Below are 18,749 nucleotides of genomic sequence, written 5' to 3' on the forward strand. Positions count from 1 at the left end.
GGTGCTTGCGCCGTCATGACATCTCGGCTAATGTCCGCGCCGTCCCGAGCGGAGAGGTGCCAGAGTGGTCGATCGGGACGGTCTCGAAAACCGTTGTGCGTGCAAGCGTACCGTGGGTTCGAATCCCACCCTCTCCGCCATTCGCCTGAGACCACCCCCGATGTGCTTGCCACACCCGGTGTAACAGGCGACGAGCACGACTTCGAACGGCCCGATGCCTTACGGTATCGGGCCGTTTTCGTGTGCGGCGGGCGGATGACTGCGGCGGCGGATGACCGCCCCCGATCTTGACCAGGGTCAATGCCTCTGGCCGGCATCGGCCATACCGTGTGGCACAAGGCAATGCCGCACAATGATCGGCCGACACGATGCAGACGATCAGACGCGCGTTCTGGGGAGCGTTGATCACCCTGACAGGGCTATGGCTGATCGGACATCCACAGATCTTCCAGCCGGCGGGTTTCTTCGCGCGCCGGGCCAGCTTGGTTCAGTTTACAGGCGTGCTCGCGATGGCCGCGATGAGCCTGGCGATGCTTCTGGCCTTGCGGCCGCGCTGGCCCGAACGCTGGCTGGGCGGGCTGGACAAGATGTATCGGCTGCACAAATGGCTGGGCATCGCCGCGCTGGTGGCGGCGATCATCCACTGGCTGTGGAGCAAGGGCCCGAAATGGGCGGTCGGCTGGGGCCTGATCGGGCGGCCGGCACGCGGCGAGAGACCGCCGCTGGCGAACCCGGTCGAGCAGGTGTTCATGACCTTGCGCGGCGCCGCGGAAGGTATTGGCGAATGGGCCTTTTATGCCGCGGTGCTGCTGATCGCGCTGGCGCTGATCAAGGCCGTCCCCTACCGACTGTTCTACAAGACCCACCGCCTGCTCGCCGTCGTCTATCTGCTGCTGGTGTTCCACGCGGTCGTGCTGATGGCCTTCGACGACTGGATGTCGCCCGTGGGGCTGGTGATGGCCTGTCTTCTCGCCGGTGGCAGCTATGCGGCGGTGATCGTTCTGCTGCGTCGCGTCGGCGCCGGACGTCGGGTCCAGGGCCGGATTGCAGCCCTTCAGTATTATCCCGGCGTGACAGCGCTCGATATCGAGATCGCAGTGCCACAGGGCTGGCCCGGTCACCGGCCCGGCCAGTTCGCCTTCGCCACCTCGGACCCGTCCGAGGGCCCGCATCCCTATACCATCGCCTCGGCTTGGAACGATCAGGACCGGCATGATCTGGGCCGGCATGATCAGGACCGGCACATCCGCTTCATTGCCAAGGCACTGGGCGACCACACCAGCCGCCTGCGCGACAAGCTGCGGGTCGGGCAGGCGGTGACGATCGAGGGGCCCTATGGCTGCTTCGACCTTGCAGGCGGCCATCCCCGGCAGATCTGGATCGGCGGCGGCATCGGCATCACGCCGTTCATCGCCGGGATGAAGGCGATCGCGCTGCAACGCGCGGCGGCGCCGGACCGGCCCCGGCCGGTGATCGACCTGTTCCACCCGACCGCCGACCATGACGCCGAGGCCATCGGCAAGCTGACCGCCGATGCCGAGGCGGCAGGCATCCGACTGCATGTTCTGATCGACAGCCGCGACGGACGGCTGACGGGAGAGCGCATCCGGGCGGCGGTGCCCGACTGGCGTGCGGCGGAGATCTGGTTCTGCGGCCCCGCCGCCTTCGGCGAGGCGCTGCGGCGGGATTTCAAGGCCCGGGGCTTCCCCGTGGCCCGGCGGTTCCATCAGGAACTGTTCGAGATGAGATAGGCGGGCACGGCTTTCCGTGGGGTGGGTCCGCCATGCGCGTGACGCGCCGGATCAAACGTCGGCAGAATCAAGCACTGGCAGAACAGCCTTCTGGCTTCACCACCCGCGCCGTTGCGGCCGGAAACCGCGACAGCAGCGCCGCCGGCCGGGGTGGCCGCGCCACCAGTCCACCGCCGCAATTCGGGCACCGGCCACCCAGCCGGCTCTCGGCGCAGTCCTGGCAGAAGGTGCACTCGAACGAGCAGATCATCGCCCCCGGCGCGTCCGCCGGCAGGTCGCGATCGCAGCATTCACAACCGGGCCTCATCTCCAGCATCACGCATTGCCTCCCCTCGCATCTCAGGCGGGTCCATGGCTCGGCATCACCGCATATCGCGCATGTTCCGACCGATACGCCGTCCGCTGCCGCCGATGAAAGGTCGGTGAGGCCATCTTTTCGGCGGATGCGGCGCGACCATAACCCTCATTGTCTACCGGATTCCTGAAAATATGAGAGACAAACCGCTTTGCCTCTCGTTTATGAGAGACAAACGGGGTTGTCTCTCGTCCAGCCCCGATTGCGCGAGACAACCAGCCCGCGCGACACAACCCGCGCGGCCCCCGCGTCCCATGGCAAGGCTGTCACAACGTGCGGCTTGCACAATCGTCGTCACGCGCATAGTCTCGGCGTCCCTCAATTCTGATTAACCCGTTGATTTCAATGAAATCATATGGTTGGCAGCGGCATACCGCCGGGGGATGGCCGGCATTCGCGGGAGACGGGGCATGCAACAGCGCGCGGGCGGCGTTCTGGGGCTCGATTTCGGCACCACCAACAGTGTGGTGGCGCGGGCGGGCGCGTCGGGCGTGTCTGAACTGGTGGCGTTCCGCGGCGACAAGGCCACCGGCGCCGTCTTCCGCTCGGCGCTGTGCTTCTGGCATGACGACGAGGTCAAGGGCGGGCTGGCGCATGAGGCCGGGCCCTGGGCGATCGCCGAATATCTCGATTTCCCGCAGGACAGCCGCTTCATCCAGTCGTTCAAGACGGTGGCCGCCAGCCATCTGTTCGAACATGCCACCGTCTTCGACAAACGCTATCGCTTCGAGGATCTGGGCGCCATGTTCCTGGCGCGGATGGCCGCCCATGCCGGCGGTGCCCTCGGCGGCGATGCGGGCAGCGGCATGCCCGCGCGGATCGTTGTCGGCGTGCCGGTGGAATTCGCCGGCTTCCGGCCTGATCCGGCCTTGGCGCGCACGCGCTATGACCGGATGTTCCAGAGCGTCGGCGCCGAAATCCACTATGTCTATGAGCCGCTGGGCGCCGCCTTCAGCTATGCATCACGGCTGACCGAGCCCGCGACCATCCTGGTCGCCGATTTCGGCGGCGGCACCAGCGATTTCTCGATCGTGCGGGTGGCGGAACCGGGGGCCGCGCGCCGCTGCACCCCTCTGGGCTCGGCCGGTGTCGGCATCGCCGGCGACCGGTTCGACTATCGCATCCTCGACAATCTGGTGCTGCCGATGCTGGGCAAAGGCGGCCGCTACCGGTCGTTCGACAAGGTGCTCGACATCCCGCTGAGCTTCTTTTCCGATTTCGGCGACTGGTCGCGGCTGGCGCTGATGCGCAATGCCCGGACCATGGATGCCCTGCACCGCCTGAAGGCGGCGGCACTCGACCCCGATGCGGTCGGCCGGATGATCGCGGTGATCGAAGGCGAGCTTGGCTATCCGCTCTATGACGCGGTCGGCCGGCTGAAGCGGCAGCTCTCAACCGATCCCGCCGCCCCTTTCCAGTTCAAGGCCCCGGGCCTCACCATCGACGCCGAGGTGACCCGCGCCGATTTCGAGGCCTGGATCGCCCCCGACATCGCCCGGATCGAGGACACGGTCGACGCGGCCCTTGCCCGCGCCGGCACCACCCCCGACCAGATCGACCGGGTGTTCCTGACCGGCGGCTCATCGCTGATCCCGGCGATCCGCCGCATCTTCGACAGCCGCTTCGGCCCCGAGCGCATCGCCACCGGCGGCGAACTCACCTCCATCGCCCACGGCCTGGCCCTGATCGGCCAGGAACCGCGCATCGAGGACTGGGTGGCGGCGCTTTAGGGTCGGGCCACCGTCCCCCCGTCAGCACCACCTCAACCCAATAGCGGCGCCAGGGCGGTGATGCCCTGGTCGATGCGCTCCAGGCCCATTGGCCGGGTCAGGCGCCAGATCGGCAGGCGGGCGGCGATCAGGAAGCAGATCGTGCGGGTGGCGGCGGTGCCGATCATGGCATTGGTCAGGCCGGGGCGATAGAGTGCCAGTTGCACCGCGCGGATCGCCTCGATACCGGTCAGGCGGTCGAGCCGCGCGGGGCTGTCCGGCGCCCCCGGCGCCAGCACCACCAGTGCCGCCAGTTGGCCCGGCGCCCGGTCGGGTGTGCCACGGCCGGGCAGCGGCAGAGCGGTTTCGCTCTTGTCGCGGCCCTCCACCGGCTGCCAGGGGGCGTCGCCCAGACCGAAGGCTGCTATCGCCGGCACCGACAGCCGCAGCCGTGGCACGCCGGCATGGCCGGTCAGCGGGCCACGGCTGCCCAGCCGGTCGGGACGCGCGCCATCGACCAGTTGCAGCAGATCATCGGCCAGCAGCCGGTGGCCCCGCGACAGAAGCGCACCGGCCAGGGTCGATTTGCCGGCACCCGACTGGCCGGTGATGGCAAGCAGGCCATGGGGGGTGCGGATCGATGCCACATGCAGCGGCAGGGTGCCGCGTTGCAGCAGCAGCCCTGAGAACACCGTGCCATACAGCCAGGTCAGCAGGCGGTCGGGCCGCTCCGCCACTGCCGGCCCCGCCTCCACCAGCACCTCGCGGCCGCCGGTGAGAAGGAAACGCGCGATCCCGCGAATGGTGATCAGCACCCGCAGGCCGCCGGCGCCATCGGGCGCCACCTGCCACAACGGGCCGCCGACCGTCACATCGGGCAGGCTCTCGGACACCGCACCGGGATGGATGAAGACATCGCAGTCGCTGTCGCCGATCAGGGCCGCATCGCTGATCAGATCTGGCAGAGGCAGGGCCGAGCCGATGACGATCGTGCCATGGCGGTATCGATACATCTGTCCTCACGCATTGCCCGCACCGGTCGCCCGAAGGCTTAACATGTGCGACCATGGCTGTCGACGCGCGGGCGGCACCTATCCGGCAGATGACGAGGCGAGATGAGCGGCACCACCACCCCCTTCACCCATCTGGTCGCCTCTCGCGAAGGGCTGTATCTGGCCCGCCCGAGCGGATATCTCCGCGTGATGGACGGCATCTTCTTCGGCGCCACCATCCGCGACGGCATGGTCTGGCTGTTTGAGTCGGAAGACAGCGATCTGCACGCCCCCACCTGTCGCGGCCGCATCCTGCGGCTGGCGATCGACCCGGTCAGCGCCGCCTGCGGGCCGGTCGAGGTGGTGGCCCAAGGGCTGGACAATGGCTGCCATCAGATCGATTTCGTGCGCGGCCGGCTGGTGGTGGTGGATACCTATCGCCAGGCGCTGATCGTGTTCGCACCGGATTTCAGCACCCGCGCGGTTCATCACCCGGCCGGCATCGCCATGGTCGATACCGGTGATCCGGCCTATGTCCATATGAACGGCATCGGCGGCGATGGCCGCGACCTTCTGGTCATGCTCAGCCATGCCGGCACGAGACCCGGCCGACCGTCGGAGGTTCTGCGCCTCGACAGCGGATTTCAGCCGGTGGAGCGGTTCGGCCTGCCGGGGGTGATGTGCCATGATCTGGTGGTGCTGGAAGATGGCCGGCTGATCGCCAATGGCTCGATGGGCGGCTTCCTGATCGATCGCCAGGGCATCATCATCCAGGTCGACAGTCTGATCACCCGCGGCCTGTCGATCGGCGCCGACGAGGTGGTGATCGGCAGTTCCACCTTCGGCGATCGGGACCGGCGGATCGAGGCGACCGGCCGGCTGACCTTCGCCGGTCGTGACCTCAGCATGCGCGCCCGTTACGACCTGCCGGCCGCCCCCACCCAGATCCGCCGTCTGGACGGGCTCGACCTGTCGCTGTTCGATTACCGCGCCACGCTGCCGGCGACGCTGCAACCGGCTTCGGACCCGGTCTCAGAACCAGCCCCAGGCGTCGAGGCGTAGCACCCGGCCCTCGACGGCGCTGTGCAACCGCCGGGGCACGCGCCCCGCGCCGGCGCCGGCCGCCACCATCAGCGGCATCAGATGTTCGTCGGTCGGGTGGTTGCGGGCGGCATGCGGGGCCAGACGCCACCAGTCGGCCAGGGCGGTCGGATCGCTGCCCGCCCGCTCGTCGCCATCCGCCAGCACGCCATCCACCCAGCCGGCAAAGGCCGCGACATAGCCGGCTTCCGCACCCCCGGTCCCCCGCTGGGCAAAGAAGCCGCGCAGGTCATGGGTCAGGCTGCCGCTGGCCAGAATCAGCACGCCATCATCGGACAAGGGCGCCAACGCCCGGCCGATCGCCAGATGCGCCGCGGCATCGCCCGGCACCAGCGACAGCGCCGCCACCGGCAGATCCGCCCCGGACCAGGCCAGCATCAACGGCGTCCAGGCGCCATGATCGAGCCCGCGCCCGGCATCCTCCGCCACCGCAAGACCGGCGCCCAGCAGCAGATCACGGGCACGGGCCGCCAGGGCGGGGGCCCCCGGCGCCCTATAGCGCAGCCGGTACAGCGCCTCGGGAAAGCCATAGAAGTCGTGAATCGTGGCCGGTGCCGTGGTGGTGGCGACGGTTGCCACCGGCGCCCGCCAATGCGCCGAGATCACCAGCACCGCCTGTGGCGGGGCCGGCAGCAGGCCGGCCAGCCCCGACAGGAAATCGCGGGTAGGGCTTGACCGCAGCACCATGTCGGGCGCCCCGTGCGACACGAACAGAACCGGTTGGCGGCTGACGGACGGGGCGGACGGGGTCATGGGCGGGGGCTCCGGCTGGCTGCTTATGTGAACGGACAGGAGAATGGATGGTCAGGCGCGGATCGCCGTGCCGCGCGCGGACAGGCGGCCATAAAGCCGCGGGCCAATGGCGGCCGCGCCATCACCCAGCAGCGCCTGAACCACCAGGGCGGCTGTCCAGATCACCGGAAACTCCCAGCCGCCATTCGGGCTGGAGAACACCCAGCCATTGCCGGCATGGACCAGGGCGGCGCCGATCAGCACCGGGATCTGACCCAGCGCCACCAGTCGGGTGCCGATACCGGCAATCAACAGCAGACCGCCGACCACTTCGGCCAGCACCGTCAGATAGGCGAAGATGCCAGGATAGCCGATGCTTTCGAAATACTGCACCGTGCCCGGCAGGGTGAAGACGAAGACCTTCATCAACCCGTGGGCCAGGGCGGCGATGCCAAGGGTGAGGCGCAGGATCAGCGCGGCCAGGGCCGCATTGGAACCGGTGAGCAGGGACATGACGAACCTCCAGGGATCGATCTGGCGCGGCGGGAACAGCCCCCGGCGCCCGGGGTGTGACCTGAAGCTGCCATCGGCTGCCCCATAACTCAAATCACCCTCTTGAACGATTGATATTGCTGGTGGGAATATCGTGACATCAGCCACAGCGGAGATATGGCCATGGATGCCGGCGATCCCGACCCGATGGACCTCAATCTGCTGAAGGTGTTCGCGGCGGTGATGACCGAACGCCAGGTGGGCCGGGCGGCCGAACGGCTGGGCATCACCCAGGCCGGGGCGTCGAATGCGCTGCGCCGGCTGCGCCTGCTGTTCGATGACGAGTTGTTCCTGCGCACCCCACGCGGGGTGGAGCCGACCGCACGGGCGATCGAGGTCTGGCCGGCCATCTCGTCGGCCCTTGGCCAGATGCGCGCAGCACTGACCCCTGCCGCACCCTTCGACCCGTGCACGGTCACCGCCGAGGTCGGCATCGGGGTGACCGAGATCGCCGAACTGGTGCTGGGGCCGGCGATCGTGCGTCATCTGGCGCGCGCAGCACCCGGTCTGGCGCCGCGCTTCCACCATATCGACCGGCGCGATGCCGCAACCGCCCTCGATGACGGCACGATCTGGCTGGCGCTGGGCATGCTGCCCGAACCGCCGCCGCGGATCACCCGGATCTATCTGCGGCGCGACCCGCTGCTGACCCTGGTGCCGGCCGGGCTGGCGATCGAGACCGTGGTCGATGACGGCGACACTCTGCCGGTGATCACGCTCGACGGCTATGCCGGCGCCGATCACGTGCTGGTCTCGGCCACCGGCAGTACTGAGGGGGTGATGGATCTGGCGCTCGCCGAACATGGCCGCAAGCGCCGCCTGCTGGCGGTGGCATCGACCCTGCTGGGGGCCGCGGAGATGGCCGCCTGTGCCGGCGCCCTGCTGACGGTGGTTGGCCCCACCGCGCGGGCCATCGCCCATCGCGGCGGCTTCACCATCCATCGGCCGCCGCTGGAACTGACGCCCCAGCCGGCGCGGCTGGGGCTGATGTTCCATCGCCGCGACGAGGGCCTGCCCGCGCATCGCTGGCTGCGGGCCGAAATCACCCGTCTGGCGCGGACGATCTGACGGCCTAAATCAGCCGGTCGGCCCGCCCGCCAGTCGGACCCGACCGGCTCAGGTCAGGCGCAGCAGATCGTCTTCCGACAGGTTGCCGGGCACGATGGTCAGCGGCACGTGCAGATCGCCGGCGAGTTGGCTTGCCAGCCAGCGCACCAGCTTGCCCGGACCTTCCGCCGGCGGGCGGGCGGCCAGCACGACCATGCCGATATCGGCGTCCTCGCGCATCTGGCGCATGATTTCATCGCCGATCGGGCCCACCCGCACCAGCAATTCGGGGAGCAGCCCGGCAAAGGCGTTCACTTCGGCCGCGATTTCCTGCAGCACCTGTTCGGCCTGATCGCGCAGTTCCTGCGCCATCAGATTGCCCACCGACATCCAGTGCTGGTGGTCGGCCGGCTCGATCACGGTCAGCAGGGTGACGCGTCCGCCGCGGGCGCGGGCGCGGCGGCAGGCATAGCGCACCGCCACACGGCTGTGGGCGCTGCCATCCACACAGACCAGAAACTTGACCGGCGCGCGCCGGGGCGGCGCGGCAGATGGTGGTGGCCCGGCATCGGGGCCGCCATTCGACGGATCGTCAGACATCGGATCAGGGGCCTCCTTCAGAAGCGGCGGAAGGCGAAGCCGGCGGCCCAGCCGGCGCCGAGCGCGATCAGCACGGCCGCGACGCCATAGCCGAACGGCTGTTCATGGGCCAGCCGCGCGATGTTGTCGCCAAGCCCGTCCTTGCGCACGAACAGGGGAGTGGTCTGGGCTGAAACCACCCGCCCATCATGGACCAGGAAGATCTCGGCCCGATAGGCGCCGGTCGGCACATTCGACGGGAACGACACCGTCACCCGGAACAGCCGGTCGCCCAGGCGCGAGATCGGCTGGATCGAGGGTACGAACACGCCGGCCTGCTGGCGGTTGCGGATCAGCGCATCGCGAAAGGTGATGCGATCCTCGGGCGTGACGTCGCCACCACCGGGGAAGTCCAGCCGGTTCAGGCCGATGCGATGCCGGCTCAGCATCTGGTCGTTGGTGAACTGGTCCAGCGGCGCGCTGGCCCCCACCCAGTAGAAGGCCGGCACCTGCGAGAACCGCACGCTCTGGGCGTTGATCCACATGCCAAGGATACGATCCTTGCGGCGGATGTCGACCGTCTCGGCAGGCCCGCGGATCACGACGATCACCTCGCCCGGCCCGTCGGTGGCGCCGAACAGCAGCAATTCGGTGCCGGTGAAGCTGGAGGTGATCGAGATCAGATGACTGGACAGATCGGCCACCAGCGGCTGGGCGCGGGCGCGCAAGGGGCCGATCAGGGCCACGGCCAGGGCGGCCGCCAGTGCCAGCACGAAGGCCAGGATCGCGGGCAGGCGGGCGAAGCGGTCCGATGCCGGCATCATCCCGGGCCCACCACCACGGCCGAGAACAACTCATCGGGCCGGATCACCAGATCCGCGCCGATCTTGATTGCGGTCAGCACCACCACCGCCGCCAGCAACCCGCGCAGGTGCTCTCCGCGCAGGCGCGTGGTCAGGCGCGAACCGACCTGCGCGCCGATCACGCTGCCCACCACCAATATCGCCGCCAGCACCAGATCCACGGCTTCGGTCGTCACCGCATGCATGATCGTGACATTCATGGTGACGAACATGATCTGGAACAGCGAGGTTCCCACCACCACCAGCGTCGGCATGCCCAGAATATAGATCATCGCCGGGATCATCACGAAGCCGCCGCCAACACCCAGAATGGCGGTCAGGATGCCGACCCCGAAGCCCAGGGCCAGCGGCAGCAGCGCCGAGATATACAGCTTGGACTTGCGGAAACGGAGCTTGAACGGCAGCCCGTGCATCCAGTTGTGCTGGTGGCGCTTCTTGGCCGGCTGATTGCGCATCAGCAGGCTGCGCACCGACTCGATCCCCATCAGCACGCCGATCGTGCCCAGGAACAGCACATAGGACACGCCGATCACCAGATCGATCTGGCCGATCGATTGCAGCCACTGAAAGATGAAAATACCGATGCCCGACCCGACCAGGCCGCCGGCGAGCAGCACCCCGCCCATCCGGACATCCACCGTGCCGCGCCGCCAATGCGCCAGCAGCCCCGACACCGAGGCCGCGACCACCTGATTGGCGCCGGTCGCCACCGCCACCGGCGGCGGCACGCCCACGAACATCAGCAGCGGCGTCATCAGAAACCCGCCGCCAACGCCGACAAGCCCCGACAGGAACCCCACGCCCAGCCCCATCAACAGGATCGCGATCGCATCGATCGACAGCTCGGCGATGGGAAGATAGATCTGCATCGGGGTCCGTCAGCGGAAGAGGCCGGCATCATATGCCGCCGGCCCGGACCATTGTGATCCGGGCCGGTGACGGTTTCAACCCGCAGCCGGCAGCAAAGCAGCGGTTCGGTGCGATCAGGACGCCGGGGCGGTCAGGGCCGCAGCAGCCCCATGGTCTGGCGCACCTCGTCGAGCACCGGCTCGGCAATCGCGCGCGCCCGTTCGGCACCCCGCGCCAGGATACGGTCGATCTCGGCCGGTTCAGCCATCAGCTGCTTCATCCGTTCGGCGATCGGTCCCAGCTTTTCGACCGCGAGATCGGTCAGCTTCGCCTTCACATCGGTGAAGGGGGCATCGGCATATTCCGCCACCACCGCATCGGTGGTCCGGCCATCGAGTGCCGCATAGATCCGGATCAGATTGGCGACCTCGGGCCGGCGCTCGGGCTCATAGGTCACGCCGGGCTCGCTGTCGGTACGGGCCTTGCGCAGCTTCTGGGCGATGGTGTCGCGGTCGTCGGTCAGGTTGATGCGCGAATAATCCGACGGGTCGGATTTGCTCATCTTCTTGGTGCCGTCGCGCAGCGACATCACCCGGGTGGCCGCCCCCAGGATCATCGGCTCGGGCAGCGGCAGCACGTCGCGGCCATAGAGCTGGTTGAAGCGCTGGGCGATGTCGCGGGTCAGTTCCAGATGCTGCTTCTGGTCCTCGCCCACCGGCACGTGGGTGGCCTTGTAGGCCAGGATGTCGGCGGCCATCAGCACCGGATAGGCATAAAGGCCAAGGCTCGCCTTCTCGCGGTCCTTTCCGGCCTTCTCCTTGAACTGGGTCATCCGGTTCAGCCAGCCGATCGGGGTCAGGCAGTTCAGCAGCCAGGCCAGTTCCGCATGGGCCGTCACCGCCGACTGATTGAAGATCACGCAGCGTTCGGGGTCGATGCCGGCGGCGATATAGGCGGCGGTCAGTTCGCGGGTCTGGCGGGTCAGCGCCACCGGATCCTGCCAGACGGTGATCGCATGCAGGTCGACGATGCAGAAGACCGACTGATAACTGTCCTGAAGCCCGACCCAGTTGCGGATCGCGCCCAGATAATTGCCGAGATGCAGGTTGCCGGTCGGCTGCGCGCCGGAAAAGATCCTCGCCATCTGGTCCTCGCCTTTGGCCTTCGCGGTCGCCGTCCGGGGGTGGAGTACCGGCACGGATGATCGATCCGCCATGGGCCGTTCATGGGGAAACGCGCCTATATCGCGCGTGCGCGCCCGGCGGGTCAAGGGTCCTGACCCGGATGATTTTTCACCCGAAATCACAGATCCCCCGCCGCTCAGCCGCGGCTGGTGGTGGCAAGCACGCCGCCGATGCCCACGAAGGCCGCCCCGGTCACCCGGTTGAACCAGCGGCCATTGCGGCCAAGCCAGGGGGCGATGCGTTGGGCGGTGCCGGCCAGCACCAGTTCATACAGGAATTCCACCACCGCGAAGGTGCCGCCCAGCACCAGGAAATGGGTCACCAGCGACACGCCCGGCACCATGAATTGCGGCAGGAAGGCGGCAAAGAAGATCAGCGCCTTGGGGTTCGACACCGCGACCAGAAAGCCCTGGCCGAACAGCCGGGCCGATCCGGCGGCGCGGGCAGCGCCCGCGTCCTGGATGGCCACAGCGATCGTCGCCGCCGGTGCCGGTGCCCGCCAGGTGCGGATGCCCAGCCAGACCAGATAGCCGGCGCCGATCCATTTGGCGATGGTGAAGGCCTGTTCCGATGCCGCCAGCAGCGCGCCCAGCCCGGCCAGCGAGGCGGCGACCAGCACCATGAAACCGCACACGCCCCCGGCGGCGGTCGCCGCCGTCCGGCGCAGGCCGAAGCGCACGCCATGGTTCAGGGCCAGCAGGCCGTTCGGCCCCGGGGTCAGCGACAGGCCGATGGCGGCCGCGGCATAGATCAGCCAGATGTCCAGGCTCATGAGACGGCACCGCCATTGCGAATGGTGACTTCGGGCTTTGGGTGAGCTTCGGGTCGGCGTCAGCCGCGACGACGGCGCAGCAGGGCCCGGAAATCGGCCAGGCGCGCCGCACCCGTCAACAGCGCCAGACCAATATACACCGGAAGTGTCGCCGCGATCAGCAAGGCAAGCCAGAAGGCGCGTGCGGCATGGGGCATGTCGGCGAAGGCCGGCAGGGCATAGAGCGCGCCCAGAATGGCGCCGGCGAACAGCAGATTGGCCAGGATCAGCCGTGGCAGAGTGCGGCGCATGCGGGCATCGGCCACCAGCAGCCGGTCACGGTTCAGCCGCCGGGCCAGCAGGAAGACGTTGATCCAGGCCGACAGCGCGGTCGCCAGCGCGATGCCCATATGGGCCAGCGGCTGCATGAAGGCCAGGTTCAGCACCACATTGGCGACCAGCGCCACCACCGCATAACGCGTGGGGGTGGCGGTGTCCTCGCGGGCATAGAAGCCGGGGCTTAACACCTTGGCCAGCACGAAGGCCGGCAGGCCCAGCGACAGCAGGGTCATCACCTCGACCGTGCGGATGGTGGCGGTATTGGTGAAGGCGCCGCGTTCGAACAGGGTCGCCACGATCGGCAGGCCCAGCGTCGCCAGCCCGACCAGCGCCGGCAGGCTGACCAGCAAAGTGATCTCGATCGCCCGGTTCATGTGGCTGCGGGCATCATCCAGCGCGCCTTCCTTGATCCGCCGCGACAGCAGCGGCAGCAGCGCGGTGCCGACTGCGATGCCGACCACACCCAGAGGCAGTTGGACCAGCCGGTCGGCATAGTACAGCGCCGACACCGTACCCTCGGCCAGCAGCGAGGCGATCATGGTGTCGACCAGCACGTTCACCTGATAGACCCCGGCGCCCAGCGCCGCCGGCGCCGCCACCTTCAGCAGCCGGCTGACCTGCGGGGTTATCCGCGGCAGGCGGAAGCGCAGAACCGCGCCGGCGCGATGGGCCGCCACCAGCATGGCGCCAAGCTGCACCATGCCCGACAGCAGCAGCGCCCAGGCCTGGACCACGGCGGCACCGGCATCGCTCCAGCCCTGCAACGACACGATGCAGCCGCCGATCAGGCACAGATTGAACAGCACCGGGGCTGCTGCAAAGGCGCTGAACCGGCCCAGGGAGTTCAGCACCCCGCCGACCAGTGCCACGGCCGAGATGAACACCACATAGGGAAACACGATCCGGGCCAGATCAACCGCCAGCCCGAAGGTTTCGGGATCGTCGGTGAAGCCGGGCGCGAACACCGTCACCACCGCCGGCATCGCCGCTTCCGCCAGCACCAGGATCAGCACCAGCGACGTCACCAGCACCGCCAGCGCCTGCTCGGCGAAATGATGGGCGGCAGCCGGCCCCTGCTCCACCCGGATGCGGTTATAGATCGGCACGAAGGCGGCGCTGAACGCGCCTTCGGCGAACATCCGCCGCAACAGGTTGGGGATCTTCTGGGCCACGAAGAACGCGTCCGCCGACGCGCCCGCCCCCAGCAGGCCGGCAACGAGAACATCGCGTGCAAATCCCAGCACGCGCGACATCATGGTCAGGCCACCCACAGTGGCCGCGGCGCGGATCAGGCTCATGGATGGCGGGTGTATCCGAAACCGGGTCGCGCGGAAAGCGTCATCCGCAGCGGCCCGGTCGATGGCTCATTCAGCGGCTTCGCCGTGCGCGCCACCCGCATCGCCGCGCGCGCTCTCCTCGTCGTCGCGCGCACCGTTGATCAGCGAGCTTCGCAGGCTGCCATCGCTTTCGATCACCGGTCCGGCCGCGTCCAGCGCGGCCAGCAGATCCTCGCGGATCCGCGCCAGTTTGCCCTGATGGGTGATCTTCAGCCCGAAGACATCCTTGACATAGAAGGTGTCGACCGCCCGCTCGCCATAGGTCGCGACATGGGCCGACGAAATGGTCAGCGCCAGATCCGACAGCACGCGGGTGATGGCGAACAGCAGACCCGACCGGTCGCGGGCGGTGACCTCGATGACCGTCTGGGTGTTGCTGGCACGGTTGTCGATCAACACCCGTGGCGTCACCTGGAACACGTCGGTGCGCTTCGGCCCGTCGCGGCGTTCGGCCAGCGCCTTGGCGGGGCGCAACTCGCCCGACAGCGTGCGCCCCACCAGATCGCGCATCCGCGCCACCCGCACCGCGTCGTCATAGGCGCTGCGGTCGGCGTCCTGCACCCAGAAGGTGTCCAGCGCCATACCATCGGTGGTGGTGACGATGCGGGCGTCGACGATGTTGCCGCCAGCCAGCGCCATGGCGCCGGCGACGCCGGCGAACAGCCCGTGATGGTCGGGGGCATACACCGTGATCGCCGCCACCGAGCGGAACTGATCAGGGGCGACATCGATCACCAGCGGCGCCGGCCCCTGGCGGTCGGCCCGCGCCACCAGCCGGGCATGGCGTTCCAGCACCTCGGCGTCATGGGCCAGCCAATAGGAGCCGGGCATCCGCTCGACATGGGCACGGAAGGCGGGCTCGGCCCAGTCGGCCAGCCGCTCGCGCAGCCTGTCCTGCACGGCGGCGATCCGGCCGGCCCGGTTCAGTCCCTCGACATGGCCGCCCGACAGCCGTTCCGCCGCGCGATAATACAGCTCGCGGATCAACGTTCCCTTCCAGCCGTTCCAGACATTGGGCCCGACCGCGCGGATATCGGCCACGGTCAGCACGGTCAGCAGCCGCAGACGCTCGATCGACTGCACCTGATCGGCGAAATCGAGCACGGTCTTGGGGTCTTCGATGTCGCGCTTGAAAGCCACGGCACTCATCAGCAGGTGCCAGCGCACCAGCCAGGCCACGGTTTCGGTTTCCTCAGGGGTCAGGCCGACGCGCGGGCACAGCTTGCGCGCCACCTCTTCACCCAGCACCGAATGGTCGCCGCCCCGGCCCTTGGCGATGTCGTGCAGCAGAACCGCCATATACAGCACCCGCCGCGACAGCACGTCGTGAACGATGCGGGTGGCCAGCGGCAGATCCTCGCCGAAGGCACCCTTCTCGATGCCCGACAGGATGCCGATCGCCCGGATGGTGTGCTCGTCGACCGTATAGACGTGATACATGTCGTGCTGGGTCTGGGCGACCACCCGGCCGAAATCGGGGACGAAGCGGCCGAACACGCCGGCCTCGTTCATATGGCGCAGGGTCGCTTCCGGATCCTTGGGCGAGGTCAGGATGTCGAGGAACACCTGATTGGCCGCCGGATCGGCGCGGACGTCGTCGTCGATATATTTCAGGTTCTGGGTGATCCAGCGCAGGATCTGCGGATGCACATCCATCTCGCGGCTCTGCGCCACCCGGAACAGCCGCAGCATGCGGATCGGCTGCTCGGCCAGTTCATGACGGTTGGCCAGGGTCAGCCGGCCACCCTCGATCCGGAAGCCGTCGATTTCACGGCGCATCAGGATGCTGGGCAGGCGGATCTTGGGCTGGCGCTGATTGGCGCTTTCCAGCGCCGCACACAGGATGCGGGTCAGGTCGCCCACGTCCTTGGCGACCAGATAGTAATGCTTCATGAACCGCTCGACGCCGCGCGCGCCCGGCCGGTCGGCATAGCCCATCAGCCGGCCGATCTCGGTCTGGACATCGAAGGTCAGGCGGTCCTCGGGCCGGCCGGCCAGGAAATGCAGATGGCAGCGCACGGTCCACAGGAAGTTCTGGGCCTTGGCGAAACGGCGATATTCACCGGCGGTGAAGACCTTCTGCTCCACGAGGTCCGACAGGTTCTGGACCCGATAGGTGTATTTGGCGATCCAGAACAGGGTGTGGAGGTCACGCAAGCCCCCCTTGCCCTCTTTCACATTGGGCTCCAGCACATAACGGCTGTCGCCCATGCGGCGGTGGCGTTCGTCGCGCTCGCCCAGCTTGGCGTCGATGAACTCGCTGGCGGTGCCGACCATGATATCGGCGGCGAACCGCCGGCGCAGATCCTCGTACAGCACCATCTCGCCACACAGTTGCCGGCTTTCCAGCAGGCTGGTGCGGATGGTCATGTCGGCGCGGGCGCGGGCGATGCAATCATCCACCGACCGCACGGCATGGCCCACCTTCAGCCCCAGATCCCACAGCAGATACAGAATGTATTCCGCCACCTGCTCGCCGCGCGGGGTCTGCTTATAGGGCATCAGGAACAGCAGATCGACGTCGGAATGCGGCGCCAGCTCGCCACGCCCATAGCCGCCGATCGCCACCAGACACAGCCGGTCGGCCGATGTCGGGTTGGCCACCGGATAGACATGGATATAGGCCAGCTCGAACAGGGTGCGCACGATCTGGTCGACCAGATAGCAGTTCTCGCGCACGACATGGGCGCCGTCGGCCCCCTCGTCGAACCGGCGGCGGATCTCGGCGCGGCCGCGGGCCAGATGGTCCTTCAACAAGGCCAGGATCTCGCGGCGCAGGCCGTCCACCGGCCGGCGGGTCTCTGCGACCTGCCGCTCGATCTCGGCCATCAGGGCACGCCGGTGAATGATCTGGCGCTTGTTGCGGATCGCGGTCATCAGGAACGAGGCCTCGGGCTTTGGGGTGCACGGGCCGGCGGTCGGGGGAAACACCGGAACCGGTCCAGACTACCCCACAACATGGGCATGATGCGAGACGTCGTCAGCCCCCTGCCGCCACAAGCTCTGCCGCCACATCAGCAAGCCCGCCCCGGTCCGGCGCGTCACCCCGGCCGGCCAGCATGCCACCGGCAAAGGCCGCGACCAGGATCGCCAGCCCCAGCACCGCCGCCAGAAGCCGCCGGCGCAGATCATCATCGGACCCTGAACGGGCCACGGCCGCCTCTGCCTGGAACCGGAACATCGCGCCTCGCATCCTTCGCCGCTCATTTTAATTTTACACATAATTGACGCTATATATACAACAATAGCGTAATTCCACAAGGATATCTGAATCGATGATGAAATTCACGCACGAGATAGTCAATAGATCATATTATACATTTAATGTTAGTTATTATTGCACCCATGGTGCCCAGCATGGATGCCCCGCCTCTGACGGACCAGCACGGTCCCGGTCCGCGCCCGCTTGACTCCCAATCAGCGGGCATTTGATTCCCAAGGAGCAGTCTCTTGGCTCCCAATCAGCGTGGCTGATAATCTCAATCAGCCGGAGCCGGAGGCGGAATAAATGTTTGAACGGTTTGTGAAGCGACGGGCGGAGGAAGCTCTTTCGGATACGCCGGCGGTCCTGATCGTGGGGCCGCGCCGCGCCGGCAAAACCACCCTTGTCCGACAGATGGAGACAGCCGGGCGCCGCTATATCACGCTTGATGACCAGACAGCGCTCGCCGCAGCCAGATCCGATCCGGTCGGTTTCATCCGGGGGCTGGACAACGCCACTATCGACGAGATCCAGCGCGCACCTGATCTGCTGTTGTCCATAAAGAAGGCCATCGACGACGACTATCGCCCCGGCCGTTTCCTGCAAGACCGGCGGCAACGCTCGGCGATGATCTGGTTCAACTGGTTCTGCTCGGGGGATTTCCAGAAGTCATCAGCCGCGACAGCGAACGGCGGCGGCAGGACTGGGCACGGTCTTATCTCACATCGATCCTGACACGCGATCTGCGCGATATCGCCGCTGTGGAAAAACTGACCGACCTTCCGGTGTTCGTGCGACTTCTGGCCGAACATTCCGGCCAGCTTGCCAATTATTCGCAGATGGGCGCCTGCATCAATGTCACCCACAAGACAAGCCAACGTTATATCGGGCTGCTCGAACAGATCTTCCTGATGACGACAGTGCCCCCTTGGTACACCAACGCGCTGAAGCGGATCGTCAAGACACCGAAGCTGCACTTCCTTGATTCCGGCCTGCTTGCCGCTGTGCGTGGATTGACGTTCGAGCGGATCACGAGAGATCGCAGGACATTCGGTGCCCTGTTGGAAAGCTGTGTTTTCTCAGAAGTCTTGAAGCTCATGGCGGCCTCGGACCTGCGGCTGACGGCATATCATTTCCGGGATCGCAACTTTCGTGAGGTCGATATCGTGCTGGAACGTGACGACGGCATGATCGCGGGCATCGAGGTGAAGGCAAGCGCGTCGGTCAATGCAGACGATTTCTCGGGTCTGAAAGCGCTGGCAGAAGCCTGCGGAGACCGCTTCGCCTATGGCGTGGTTCTGTATGACAGCGCCAATGTCGTCTCCTTTGGAGGCTGTCGCGCAATGAGCGCGGCGGGCTGGTTTAGAGCGTCACCGTCGCCTGGGACGGCGTGAGGCGGCCCGTCC

At 67.3% G+C, this 18,749-nt stretch carries 16 protein-coding genes, 1 tRNA gene and 1 pseudogene; 6 read left to right on the forward strand and 12 right to left on the reverse strand.

All coding sequences use genetic code 11. From position 1 onward, the window contains the following. Positions 1–50: 50 nt before the first annotated feature. Positions 51–140 (forward strand) — tRNA-Ser (locus IEW15_RS19825). 228 nt (positions 141–368) lie between these two features. Then, the gene (locus tag IEW15_RS19830; RefSeq protein WP_188581182.1) at positions 369–1,751 is read left to right on the forward strand and encodes a ferredoxin reductase family protein; all 1,383 of its coding nucleotides are present in this window, start codon (positions 369–371) and stop codon (positions 1,749–1,751) included. A 67-nt stretch (positions 1,752–1,818) separates the two neighbouring features. Here the strand turns inward: IEW15_RS19830 and IEW15_RS19835 are convergent, their stop codons facing one another. After that, positions 1,819–2,067 (reverse strand): DUF1272 domain-containing protein, encoded by a 249-nt coding sequence (locus tag IEW15_RS19835; RefSeq protein WP_188581184.1) that lies wholly within the window; start codon positions 2,065–2,067, stop codon positions 1,819–1,821. 449 nt (positions 2,068–2,516) lie between these two features. On the opposite strand from IEW15_RS19835, the gene IEW15_RS19840 reads away from it, so the two are divergent. Then, the gene (locus tag IEW15_RS19840) at positions 2,517–3,836 is read left to right on the forward strand and encodes an Hsp70 family protein (RefSeq protein ID WP_188581186.1); all 1,320 of its coding nucleotides are present in this window, start codon (positions 2,517–2,519) and stop codon (positions 3,834–3,836) included. Between the two features lie 32 nt (positions 3,837–3,868). On the opposite strand, the gene IEW15_RS19845 is transcribed toward IEW15_RS19840, so the two are convergent. Continuing rightward, on the reverse strand, positions 3,869–4,828 hold the full coding sequence (locus tag IEW15_RS19845; protein WP_188581188.1) for a phosphoenolpyruvate carboxykinase (ATP): 960 nt from the start codon (positions 4,826–4,828) through the stop codon (positions 3,869–3,871). Between the two features lie 102 nt (positions 4,829–4,930). Here IEW15_RS19845 and IEW15_RS19850 point away from each other — a divergent pair, with 102 nt between their 5' ends. Next, complete coding sequence (locus IEW15_RS19850) at positions 4,931–5,869, forward strand: hypothetical protein (protein ID WP_188581189.1); 939 nt, start codon at positions 4,931–4,933, stop codon at positions 5,867–5,869. Here IEW15_RS19850 and IEW15_RS19855 read toward each other — a convergent pair. Both IEW15_RS19855 and IEW15_RS19860 read right to left on the reverse strand, forming a co-directional pair. Then, entirely contained in the window at positions 5,840–6,661 is an 822-nt protein-coding gene (locus IEW15_RS19855) for a DODA-type extradiol aromatic ring-opening family dioxygenase (RefSeq protein WP_188581191.1), read from the reverse strand. The two genes, IEW15_RS19850 and IEW15_RS19855, sit on opposite strands and share 30 nt — an antisense overlap. 51 nt (positions 6,662–6,712) lie before the next feature. Next, a complete protein-coding gene (locus IEW15_RS19860) occupies positions 6,713–7,153 on the reverse strand; it encodes a DoxX family protein (protein ID WP_188581193.1) in 441 nt (146 codons plus the stop codon). A gap of 162 nt (positions 7,154–7,315) precedes the next feature. Here IEW15_RS19860 and IEW15_RS19865 point away from each other — a divergent pair, with 162 nt between their 5' ends. After that, positions 7,316–8,260 (forward strand): LysR family transcriptional regulator, encoded by a 945-nt coding sequence (locus IEW15_RS19865; protein ID WP_188581195.1) that lies wholly within the window; start codon positions 7,316–7,318, stop codon positions 8,258–8,260. Between the two features lie 48 nt (positions 8,261–8,308). On the opposite strand, the gene IEW15_RS19870 is transcribed toward IEW15_RS19865, so the two are convergent. The 8 genes from IEW15_RS19870 to IEW15_RS19905 all read right to left on the reverse strand — a co-directional run bounded on the left by IEW15_RS19870 (position 8,309) and on the right by IEW15_RS19905 (position 17,322). Further along, on the reverse strand, positions 8,309–8,839 hold the full coding sequence (locus IEW15_RS19870; RefSeq protein ID WP_188581197.1) for a universal stress protein: 531 nt from the start codon (positions 8,837–8,839) through the stop codon (positions 8,309–8,311). A 17-nt stretch (positions 8,840–8,856) separates the two neighbouring features. Continuing rightward, complete coding sequence (locus IEW15_RS19875; RefSeq protein ID WP_229708355.1) at positions 8,857–9,642, reverse strand: TIGR02186 family protein; 786 nt, start codon at positions 9,640–9,642, stop codon at positions 8,857–8,859. Continuing rightward, complete coding sequence (locus IEW15_RS19880; protein WP_188581200.1) at positions 9,639–10,550, reverse strand: sulfite exporter TauE/SafE family protein; 912 nt, start codon at positions 10,548–10,550, stop codon at positions 9,639–9,641. The genes IEW15_RS19875 and IEW15_RS19880 overlap by 4 nt, the downstream gene beginning before the upstream one ends. 131 nt (positions 10,551–10,681) lie before the next feature. Further along, on the reverse strand, positions 10,682–11,674 hold the full coding sequence (gene trpS, locus IEW15_RS19885) for a tryptophan--tRNA ligase (protein WP_188581202.1): 993 nt from the start codon (positions 11,672–11,674) through the stop codon (positions 10,682–10,684). Between the two features lie 176 nt (positions 11,675–11,850). Further along, complete coding sequence (locus IEW15_RS19890; RefSeq protein WP_188581204.1) at positions 11,851–12,486, reverse strand: LysE family translocator; 636 nt, start codon at positions 12,484–12,486, stop codon at positions 11,851–11,853. Positions 12,487–12,545: 59 nt separating this feature from the next. After that, a complete protein-coding gene (gene murJ / locus IEW15_RS19895) occupies positions 12,546–14,102 on the reverse strand; it encodes a murein biosynthesis integral membrane protein MurJ (protein ID WP_188581206.1) in 1,557 nt (518 codons plus the stop codon). Between the two features lie 66 nt (positions 14,103–14,168). Then, positions 14,169–17,018 carry a [protein-PII] uridylyltransferase gene (locus IEW15_RS19900; protein WP_229708356.1) on the reverse strand — a complete coding sequence of 950 codons (2,850 nt, stop codon included), beginning with the start codon at positions 17,016–17,018 and terminating at the stop codon, positions 14,169–14,171. A 103-nt stretch (positions 17,019–17,121) separates the two neighbouring features. Beyond that, positions 17,122–17,322, reverse strand: a complete 201-nt coding sequence (locus IEW15_RS19905) for a hypothetical protein (RefSeq protein WP_188581208.1) — start codon at positions 17,320–17,322, stop codon at positions 17,122–17,124. A gap of 327 nt (positions 17,323–17,649) precedes the next feature. On the opposite strand from IEW15_RS19905, the pseudogene IEW15_RS26620 reads away from it, so the two are divergent. Continuing rightward, positions 17,650–18,737: pseudogene (locus IEW15_RS26620) on the forward strand (ATP-binding protein). The last annotated feature ends 12 nt before the right edge of the window (positions 18,738–18,749 follow it).

It is taken from the genome of Tistrella bauzanensis (assembly GCF_014636235.1).
In the GTDB taxonomy this organism is placed as follows: domain Bacteria; phylum Pseudomonadota; class Alphaproteobacteria; order Tistrellales; family Tistrellaceae; genus Tistrella; species Tistrella bauzanensis.

What these genes read in the sequence shown, in the direction of transcription:
- IEW15_RS19870 (WP_188581197.1), bottom strand. Translation starts at nt 8,839, where the DNA reads ATGTCTGACGATCCGTCGAATGGCGGCCCCGATGCCGGGCCACCACCA.
- IEW15_RS19890 (WP_188581204.1), bottom strand. Translation starts at nt 12,486, where the DNA reads ATGAGCCTGGACATCTGGCTGATCTATGCCGCGGCCGCCATCGGCCTG.
- trpS (WP_188581202.1), bottom strand. Translation starts at nt 11,674, where the DNA reads ATGGCGAGGATCTTTTCCGGCGCGCAGCCGACCGGCAACCTGCATCTC.
- IEW15_RS19845 (WP_188581188.1), bottom strand. Translation starts at nt 4,828, where the DNA reads ATGTATCGATACCGCCATGGCACGATCGTCATCGGCTCGGCCCTGCCT.
- murJ (WP_188581206.1), bottom strand. Translation starts at nt 14,102, where the DNA reads ATGAGCCTGATCCGCGCCGCGGCCACTGTGGGTGGCCTGACCATGATG.
- IEW15_RS19855 (WP_188581191.1), bottom strand. Translation starts at nt 6,661, where the DNA reads ATGACCCCGTCCGCCCCGTCCGTCAGCCGCCAACCGGTTCTGTTCGTG.
- IEW15_RS19860 (WP_188581193.1), bottom strand. Translation starts at nt 7,153, where the DNA reads ATGTCCCTGCTCACCGGTTCCAATGCGGCCCTGGCCGCGCTGATCCTG.
- IEW15_RS19900 (WP_229708356.1), bottom strand. Translation starts at nt 17,018, where the DNA reads ATGACCGCGATCCGCAACAAGCGCCAGATCATTCACCGGCGTGCCCTG.
- IEW15_RS19880 (WP_188581200.1), bottom strand. Translation starts at nt 10,550, where the DNA reads ATGCAGATCTATCTTCCCATCGCCGAGCTGTCGATCGATGCGATCGCG.
- IEW15_RS19905 (WP_188581208.1), bottom strand. Translation starts at nt 17,322, where the DNA reads ATGTTCCGGTTCCAGGCAGAGGCGGCCGTGGCCCGTTCAGGGTCCGAT.
- IEW15_RS19835 (WP_188581184.1), bottom strand. Translation starts at nt 2,067, where the DNA reads ATGCTGGAGATGAGGCCCGGTTGTGAATGCTGCGATCGCGACCTGCCG.
- IEW15_RS19865 (WP_188581195.1), top strand. Translation starts at nt 7,316, where the DNA reads ATGGATGCCGGCGATCCCGACCCGATGGACCTCAATCTGCTGAAGGTG.
- IEW15_RS19875 (WP_229708355.1), bottom strand. Translation starts at nt 9,642, where the DNA reads ATGATGCCGGCATCGGACCGCTTCGCCCGCCTGCCCGCGATCCTGGCC.
- IEW15_RS19830 (WP_188581182.1), top strand. Translation starts at nt 369, where the DNA reads ATGCAGACGATCAGACGCGCGTTCTGGGGAGCGTTGATCACCCTGACA.
- IEW15_RS19840 (WP_188581186.1), top strand. Translation starts at nt 2,517, where the DNA reads ATGCAACAGCGCGCGGGCGGCGTTCTGGGGCTCGATTTCGGCACCACC.
- IEW15_RS19850 (WP_188581189.1), top strand. Translation starts at nt 4,931, where the DNA reads ATGAGCGGCACCACCACCCCCTTCACCCATCTGGTCGCCTCTCGCGAA.